The organism is Streptomyces caeni, assembly GCF_042678285.1.
Lineage (GTDB): Bacteria > Actinomycetota > Actinomycetes > Streptomycetales > Streptomycetaceae > Streptomyces > Streptomyces caeni.
This window is the reverse complement of sequence record NZ_JBHUDX010000005.1, coordinates 54,328-61,942: the sequence shown is the minus strand read 5'-3', so window position 1 is coordinate 61,942 and position 7,615 is coordinate 54,328. Positions and strand designations below refer to the sequence as shown.

Here is a 7,615-nt window from a genome sequence, read left to right as displayed (position 1 = left end):
GGCGCCCCCCGCCTCCGTCGCGGTGCCCCGGGAGATCTCCCCGAGGACGCTTCCGTCGATCGGCGAGACATCGGTGAAGGTCTCGCCGGAGGCGACGCGCTCACCGCCGATCCAGTGCCGTGTGTCGACGGTGACTCCGGCGACGGTGAGGGTGTGGTCGGTCATGTCCGGTCTCCAACTTCTTCGGTTCGGTGTCACTCGGCGCCGGACGTACCGGACTCCAGCAGCCGCCCGCCGTCCCAGACCACGCCGACCCGGCGGTAGTACGCGGCGATCGGCTCGCGGATCTCCAGGCGGGCCAGTTCCTCGGTAGGCGCCTCGAACAGCTCCAGTTCGGCGTCGCCGCGCCAGGCCTGTCCCGCCTCGAAGAAGGCGGCGCCGGACTCGATCAACTCGTCCAGAGCCGGTCCCCCGCCCTTTTCGACGGAGGGCAGCCAGCGGTGGTGTGCCATGGGGTGGCCGTTGACGAAGCCGTTCGTCTCCGACGGCTCGCGCAGGGTGACCACCGCCTGGGCTAGGCGCCGGTCGGCGGCGGCGAGGGTCGCACCGAAGCGGGCACCCGCCTCGATACGCGGCGCGGGCCCGTACGGATGGGGGCGGGTCTGGTGGATCGAGCCCAGCTTCTTCGGGTAGCCCTGGTGCAGCCCCCGGGCGATAGCGAAGTCCTTGTCGACCCAGATGAACACGCAGCGGGAGTAGGTACGGCCCCGGTACGTACAGCGGACGACGACGAACGCCTCCTTGTACTGGGAGCGCACCGGGTCCAGCAGTTCCTCCCCCGAGGCGCCGCAGGACTGCCAGTCGGCCCAGATCAGGGCCACGGCGCCGGGGTCCTCCTCGGCGGGCTCCAGCGGAGCGGGCAGCAGTTCGCGTACCCGGTCGGGGTCGGTGCGGTACTCGACGGTCAGCAGGTCGCCGGAGTAACGCCAGGGCGGGGAGGGGATCAGCGACGAGGCGCCGGTGACCGTCTTGGGGGTGAAGAAACCACGGACGGTGGTCATGGCGGGATGTCCTTAGGCGGTGAGGGCGGAGTGCTGGAGCAGCTGGGCGCGATAGCGGGCCGCGGCAAACACGGCGGACCGGCCGCCGAGGGCCACGACGCCGACCAGCCGGCCGGCACGGTGGTAACCGACGACGACGTCCCCGTCCGGGGCTCCGTCCAGGACCCGCGTGTCGTCCCGGCCGAGCGCGGGCGCGCCGAAGGACTGGAGGCGGAAGTCGTGCTGGTCGCTCCAGAACGCGGGCAGCGGCGTGAACGGCGCCACGCCGGCGTCGGCGCCGGTGAGACGGGCGACGAGCACCTTCGCGGCGTGCCTGGCACTGTCCGTCGGTATGCACCAGTGCTCGACACGGCGCGGCACCTCGTCGTACCGGGCGTTGGGGAACCGGGCGACGTCGCCCACGGCGACCACGTCGGGGCGTCCGCCGGCCCGCAGCTGGTCGTCGGTGAGGACGCCGTCGCTCAGATCGAGCCCGTTGCCCTCCAGCCACTCGGTGTTGGCGGCCGAGCCGACCGATTCCACCACCACGTCGGCGGGCAGCACGCGCCCGTCGGCGAGGACGACGCCCGTGACCCGCTCCCCGCCCCGGAAGGCGGACACGCCCGTGCCGAGCGCGAAGCGCACCCCGCGCTCCTCGTGCCGCTTGAGCAGCGCACGGGCGAGGAGTTGGCCGAGGGGGCCCACCATCGGCAGCGGCAGCGGATCGACGACGGTCACCTCGGCCGCCCCGAGGCCGACCGCGGTGGCGGCGACCTCGCAGCCGATGAAACCGCCGCCCACCACGACCACCCGCGCGCCCGGCCGGGTCAGCTCCGTGCGCAGGCCCTGGGCGTCCTCGATCGTGCGGACCGTGTGCCGGCCGGCCAGCGGTCCCGGGCAGCGCAGCCGCCTGGGCCGCATGCCGGTGGCGATGACGAGGCCGCGGTACGGGAGGGTCTCGCCGTCGTCGAGGCGGACGGTCCGCTCGGCGAGGCGGGCCGCGACGGCCTTCCTGCCGAGGCGCCACTCCACGTCGGCCACGCTCGCGCGGGGCCGGAAGGCCAGGGACGCGAAGGGCGCCTTTCCGGCCAGGACCTCCTTGGAGAGCGGGGGCCGGTTGTACGGCATGTGGGGCTCGTCGCCGACGACCGTGATCGCCCCGGTCCACCCGGCGGAGCGCAGGTGTTCGGCGGCTCGCAGGCCCGCCATGGAGGCGCCGGCCACCAGGATGCGCGGGCTCATGCTCAGCCCTCGATCCGGATGGCCTGCAGCGGGCAGACGTCGGCCGCCTCCTCGAGGGCGTCGCGCAGCGCGTCGTCGGGCTCGCCGACGTAGGCCAGGCGGCCGGTGCCGTCGAACCGGAAGACGTCGGGTGCCGCGAAGACGCATTGGCCGTGGTCCTGGCACTTGTTCATGTCGACGACGACCTTCATGGCCGTTCCTCCTGGGAGTGAGGGCGCCGGAGCGGGGAGAGGGGAGGGAAGAAAGAGGGGCCCGGCTGCGGGCCGGGCCCCGGCCACAGGGGTGCGGACCGGATGGCCGCACCCCCGACTCGTTTGGCTTCAAACAACATAGGAAGCCACCGCACCCGGGTCAATAGCTATCCGGATGGATAATTTTTTCGGTCGTACTCTTGCGGGAAAGCCCCCGCGTTCCTACCGTTTGGCGTCAAACGACTACGCCGCGGCTTCCCGTCCCGCCCCGCATCCGACGCCCGCCCCTGCCCGGGCCCGCGAGGCCGCCGGGCGTCGTCGCCCCCTCATCCCCCGCTCGAGGAGACATCGGTGAGCGCACCCGACACCCCATCCGTCCGCCGGCATCTGAACCGGCTCGCCGCCGAGGGCATCGACGTGGTCCGGGTGACCTACCCCGACCTCCTCGGCACCGACCGCGCCCGTGACGTCCTGCTGGACCACCTGCCGGCGGCCTGCGAGCACGGACTCGCCTTCTGCCGGGCCGTCTACCACACCACCCCGCGCGGCGGCGTGGTGCCGGTGACGGGCGGCCTGGACGCGGGCCTGCCCGACATCGCCGTCCGGCCGGACCTGGACACGCTCGTGGCACTGCCGTGGGAGCCCGGGGTCGCCGCCTGTCTGGGCGACGTCACGGACCCGGCCACCGGGCGGCCCGCCCCGGAGTCGCCCCGCGACCTGCTGCGCGGGGTACTCGCCCGGTGCGCCGAGCACGGACTGCTGCCGGTGGCCGGCCCGGAGCTGGAGTACTTCCTGTGCGAACCGGCACCCGACGCGCCGCAGGGCTGGCGCCGCTACAGCGACCATCCGGGCAACGTCTACACCTCCGGGCTGCGCGCCGACCCCGACAACCACCTGCTGCGCGTCCTGCGGCCGCTGCGCGATCTCGGCGTAGGCGTCAGCAGCGGCAACCACGAGTTCGACAGCGCCCAGTTCGAGATCAACCTCACCCACTCCGACGCCATGGCCGCCGCCGACCGGTCCTTCCGGTTCAAGGCGGCCGTCAAGGAACTGGCGCGGAAGGAGGGCAGGCTCGCCACCTTCATGGCGAAGCCCTTCAACGACGCCGGCGGCTCCGGCTTCCACCTCCATCTGTCCTGCCGGGACCACGAGGGCCACAACCTCTTCGACGACTCCGCGGGCGCCTACGGCCTGTCCGCCACCGCGCGCCACGCCATCGCCGGCGTCCTCACCCACGCCCCGGCGCTCACGGCCCTGGCGAACCCGACCGTCAACTCCTTCAAGCGCTTCGGGCCCGACACCCTGGCGCCCTGGCTGATCGACTGGGGCCTGGACAACCGCAGCGCCATGGTCCGCATACCGCCCGAGCGCGGTGCCGGAACACGCCTGGAACTGCGGCTCGGCGACGCCAGCGCCAACCCCTACCTGCTGATCGCGGGCGCCTGCGCGGCGGCGCTCCTCGGCGTGCTGGCGGGCGAGGAACCGCCGGCCCCGCTGGAGGGCTACGGCTACGACACCGCCCGGTCCGCCATGCTGCCCACGAGCCTGTCCGCGGCGCTCGACGCGCTGGAGGCGGACACCGCCCTCACCGACATTCTCGGCAAGGGCTTCACCACTTCCTTCCTTTCCTACAAGCGGGACGAAGCCGAGCGTTACGGACGGCACGTCACCGACTGGGAGTTCACCGAGTACGCCTACCACCTGTGATGTTCAGGAGCCATCCATGACCGACACGCTCGCCGACGTCCGCGAACCCATGCCCCTGGAGGACGTCGACCTCTCCGACCTCGACAACTTCACCGACGGTGTCACGCCCTACCGGATGTTCCACACCCTGCGCCACCAGGACGCGGTGCACTGGCAGCCGGAGGATGCGCCCAACTCCGGTTTCTGGGCGGTGACCCGGCACGAGGACATCGCCCGGGTCGACCGTGACGCGGAGACCTTCACCTCCAGCAGGTTCGTCAACCTCGAAGAGGTCGACGACGACCAGATCGCGAAGCGCGCCTCGATCCTGGAACTGGACGGCGTCCGCCACCGCGCGCTGCGCAGCCTGATCCAGCGTCAGTTCGGCGCCGGCGTCGTCAACAGCTACACCGACTTCCTGCGCGGCCTGACGGCGAAGACCCTGGACGCCGCGCTGGCGAAGGGCCGCTTCGACTTCGTCAAGGAGGTCTCCGCCGACTTCCCCATCAATGTGCTGGCCCGTCTCCTCGACGTACCGCCGGAGGACAACCTGAGGCTGATCGAGTGGGGCAACAGGATCATCGGCAACACCGACCCCGACTACGCTGACGTGCTCCTGCACAGCGAGGAGAGCGAGAAGTACCGCGACCTGCCCTTCCGCTCCCCCGCCGCGCTGGAGGTCTTCGCCTACGGGCGGGAGCTGGCCCGGCAGCGGCGCGGCGGCGACGGCACCGACCTGGTGTCCCGGCTCGTCAACCAGACGCCGCGCGACGGAGTCCCGCTCTCGCCGCGGGACTTCGACAACTACTTCCTGCTGCTGGTGGTGGCCGGCAACGAAACCACCCGCCACACCATCTCCCACTCCATGCTGGCCCTGATCCAGCACCCCGATCAGCTCGCCCGCCTGCGGGAGGATCCCTCCCTCATCCCCGGCGCCGTCGAGGAGTTCCTGCGCTGGGCCTCACCCGTCTACCACTTCCGCCGCACCGCCACCCGTGACGTCGAACTCGCCGGCAAGCGGATCAAGGAGGGCGACAAGGTCGTGATGTGGTACGCGTCCGGGAACCGCGACGAGGAGGTCTTCGGCAACCCGTACGACTTCGACGTCACCCGGCGGAACAACGACCACGTGACCTTCGGCAAGGGCAGCCCCCATCTGTGCCTGGGCAATCTGCTCGCCCGCACCGAGATCCGGATCATGTTCGAGGAACTGATCCCGCGCCTGTCCGGCATCCGCCTCACGGGCGAGGTCGCGCGGGTCCGGTCCAACTTCGTCAACGGCATCAAGCGCCTGCCGGTGGAGGTCACGCTCGCCTGAGCGTCACCTCGCGCACCTCCCGAGGGCGGTGGTCACGGCCCCGGGGCGCCCGCCGCGGCCGTGGCCGTGGGGCGCGCACGCGACCGGGCTGCCCTCACTCCCCCGTCGGCAGCGGTTTCCCCGTCGGGCGCAGCGTGCGGCTGCGTCCCCGGAACTCGGCGATCACCTGGTCGCCGCGCAGGACACGGACGTCGTAGATGCCGCTGCGGCCGAACGTCGCGCGTTCCCGGGCCGTGGCCATGAGCACGTCGCCCTCGTGAGCGGGTGCGACGAAGTCGATGTCGGCCGCGGCGGCGACCGTCACGGGGCCGTGGCCGTTGCAGGCGCAGGCGAACGCGGTGTCCGCGAGCAGGAAGAGATAGCCGCCGTGGGCGATCCCGTGGCCGTTGACCATGTCCGGTGTCACGGTCATCCGCAGCACCGCGGATCCCGGCGCGTGCTCCAGCAGTTCGATGCCGAGCCCTCGGGACGCGTGGTCCCGCGCGAACATGGTCTCCGCCGCGGACGGCACGGACTCCTGCGCACGGCTCATCGCGCGTCACCACCCCAGTCACACCAGCCACCGAACGAATATTCGGTCAGCAGCATACCCCTTGCCCGGGCGCCGGCGCGGAGGTGGAGCCCCCTGCCGGCGCCGGGCGCGCGGAGGGGACCGTCAGGACAGCCGGCCGCCGTAGTCGGGCAGCTTGAAGGTCCGCTCGGCGTGACCGCCGACCAGGTCGGAGTCGTTGTTGCCGACGTTCGCGATGATCGTGTAGCCGCGCGCCTCGATCTCCGCGCGCTTGCCCGTCTTGTACTCGCTGACCTTGTCGAACAGATCCGGCAGGTCACGCACGTACAGGCCGTCGACCGGATAGCCGACGGTCTTGAGGTTCCACTTGGTCTCGGCCTCGATGATGCCGGGGCGCGCGGTGACGAAGAAGACGGCGACACCGCGGGACTTGGCGTACTGCGCCAGCTGCAGGGACGGCTGCACGGCCGGGGTGGGCAGTGCGTACCACGGGTGGAAGTCCGTCTCCAGCGCGGTGTTGTCGATGTCGAAGACGATCGCGAGTTGCTGCCCGGCTGCGTTCGCGGTGCGCTGCTCGACGTAGGGCCGCGCCTGGTCGATGACCGCCTTCACGTCCGCCTGCCAGGTGGCGTAGTCGACCCCGGACGCCTGTACCGCGGCCACGCTCGCGGTGGTCGCGGCCGGAGCCGCGGAGGCGGTCTGCGCGGCGGTGAACGTGCCACCGATCCCCAGCGCCACGACCGCCGAGACCGCGCCGATCCGGCGCCCCACACCACGTCCTGTCATACCCGTCCCTTCTCCCGTGCGAAAGCGGCAGGGGCGTCGCACCCCCGCCGCACTGGACATGCTCATGCCTAAGAATGGACGACGGACCACGGAAGGGTTACCGATTGGTAGATAGTTACTCGCCGGTACGCGCGAATGGCCGGGTCTCCATCCCCGCAGCGGTGCGAGGAACCGCCGCGCGAAGAGATACGCGTCCCCTGGCCGGCGCGCCGAGACATGGCGGCCGTCCTCGGCCACGAACGCGTGCCTGTCGTCCTCGGCGGTGCCGCGCCGGGTGAGAGTTCCCGCGGCCCGCGTTCGAACAGCGCGTCCGGGTCGGTGAGCGCCGAGCGCACCTCGTCCTCCACGTAGGCCGGACAGGTGCGGCAGCAGCGGCCGAGGCGCCAGGCCGTGGCGAGGTACGCGGTGCGTTCCATGCACTTCGGCAGACAGGTCGTCCTGTGCCCGGCGAGCACGCTGCAGCCGGTGCCGGCGTCGCGGGTCCGGGCGAGAACCAGCACGCCGTGGCAGATCGCGCCGACCGACCGCTCCAGCCCCCAGAACCGCGCGACCTGCCGTTGCAGCGCCGCGGACCCCAGGTACTGGCGCATCCCGGGCGCGTGCCCGCCCGGCAGGAGCAACCCGTCGAACCCCGTCACGTCCGGGGAGTCCCAGGACACCGTGGCCGAGAATTCCGGTGCAGCCGTGAGCTGTTCGTAGTACCGCCGCGGTTCGGGCTCGGCGCCGAGCCGCCCGAACAGCACGCCCGTCAGCAGTCGGGGATCGGCGGCGGGACGGGTTCCGGCCCGCTCGGTGGCGAACGGGATCCGACGGCGAGAACCTCACCGGCGGGAACACCGACGTCTTCGCCCACGCCGGCGTGCGTCTGCCCGTCACGTCGGCGGCCGCCTGTGTCCCGGGG

General features: G+C 72.0%; 8 protein-coding genes and 1 pseudogene (1 of these 9 cut by a window edge). 2 read left to right on the top strand and 7 right to left on the bottom strand.

Translation table 11 applies throughout. The features are described 5' to 3' along the window. The 4 genes and pseudogenes from ACFSL4_RS02625 to ACFSL4_RS02610 form a co-directional block, all read right to left on the bottom strand. Positions 1-165 (bottom strand): annotated as a pseudogene (locus tag ACFSL4_RS02625) (aldehyde dehydrogenase); it reaches 1,309 nt to the left of the window's first position. Positions 166-194: 29 nt separating this feature from the next. Further along, positions 195-1,001, bottom strand: a complete 807-nt coding sequence (locus tag ACFSL4_RS02620; RefSeq protein ID WP_381077849.1) for an acetoacetate decarboxylase family protein — start codon at positions 999-1,001, stop codon at positions 195-197. A 12-nt stretch (positions 1,002-1,013) separates the two neighbouring features. Further along, positions 1,014-2,222, bottom strand: a complete 1,209-nt coding sequence (locus tag ACFSL4_RS02615; protein ID WP_381077847.1) for an NAD(P)/FAD-dependent oxidoreductase — start codon at positions 2,220-2,222, stop codon at positions 1,014-1,016. 2 nt (positions 2,223-2,224) lie between these two features. Then, complete coding sequence (locus tag ACFSL4_RS02610) at positions 2,225-2,413, bottom strand: ferredoxin (RefSeq protein WP_381077845.1); 189 nt, start codon at positions 2,411-2,413, stop codon at positions 2,225-2,227. 351 nt (positions 2,414-2,764) lie between these two features. On the opposite strand from ACFSL4_RS02610, the gene ACFSL4_RS02605 reads away from it, so the two are divergent. Then, the gene (locus ACFSL4_RS02605; protein ID WP_381077842.1) at positions 2,765-4,120 is read left to right on the top strand and encodes a glutamine synthetase family protein; all 1,356 of its coding nucleotides are present in this window, start codon (positions 2,765-2,767) and stop codon (positions 4,118-4,120) included. Positions 4,121-4,136: 16 nt separating this feature from the next. Next, on the top strand, positions 4,137-5,417 hold the full coding sequence (locus tag ACFSL4_RS02600; RefSeq protein ID WP_381077840.1) for a cytochrome P450: 1,281 nt from the start codon (positions 4,137-4,139) through the stop codon (positions 5,415-5,417). Positions 5,418-5,511: 94 nt separating this feature from the next. Here the strand turns inward: ACFSL4_RS02600 and paaI are convergent, their stop codons facing one another. From paaI to ACFSL4_RS02585, 3 genes are all read right to left on the bottom strand, one after another. After that, a complete protein-coding gene (paaI, locus tag ACFSL4_RS02595; RefSeq protein WP_381077838.1) occupies positions 5,512-5,949 on the bottom strand; it encodes a hydroxyphenylacetyl-CoA thioesterase PaaI in 438 nt (145 codons plus the stop codon). A 123-nt stretch (positions 5,950-6,072) separates the two neighbouring features. Next, positions 6,073-6,714: an HAD family acid phosphatase gene (locus tag ACFSL4_RS02590; protein WP_381077835.1), complete on the bottom strand. Its 642-nt coding sequence runs from the start codon at positions 6,712-6,714 to the stop codon at positions 6,073-6,075. Positions 6,715-6,782: 68 nt separating this feature from the next. Further along, a complete protein-coding gene (locus ACFSL4_RS02585; protein WP_381077963.1) occupies positions 6,783-7,466 on the bottom strand; it encodes a type 1 glutamine amidotransferase domain-containing protein in 684 nt (227 codons plus the stop codon). Positions 7,467-7,615: the final 149 nt, after the last annotated feature.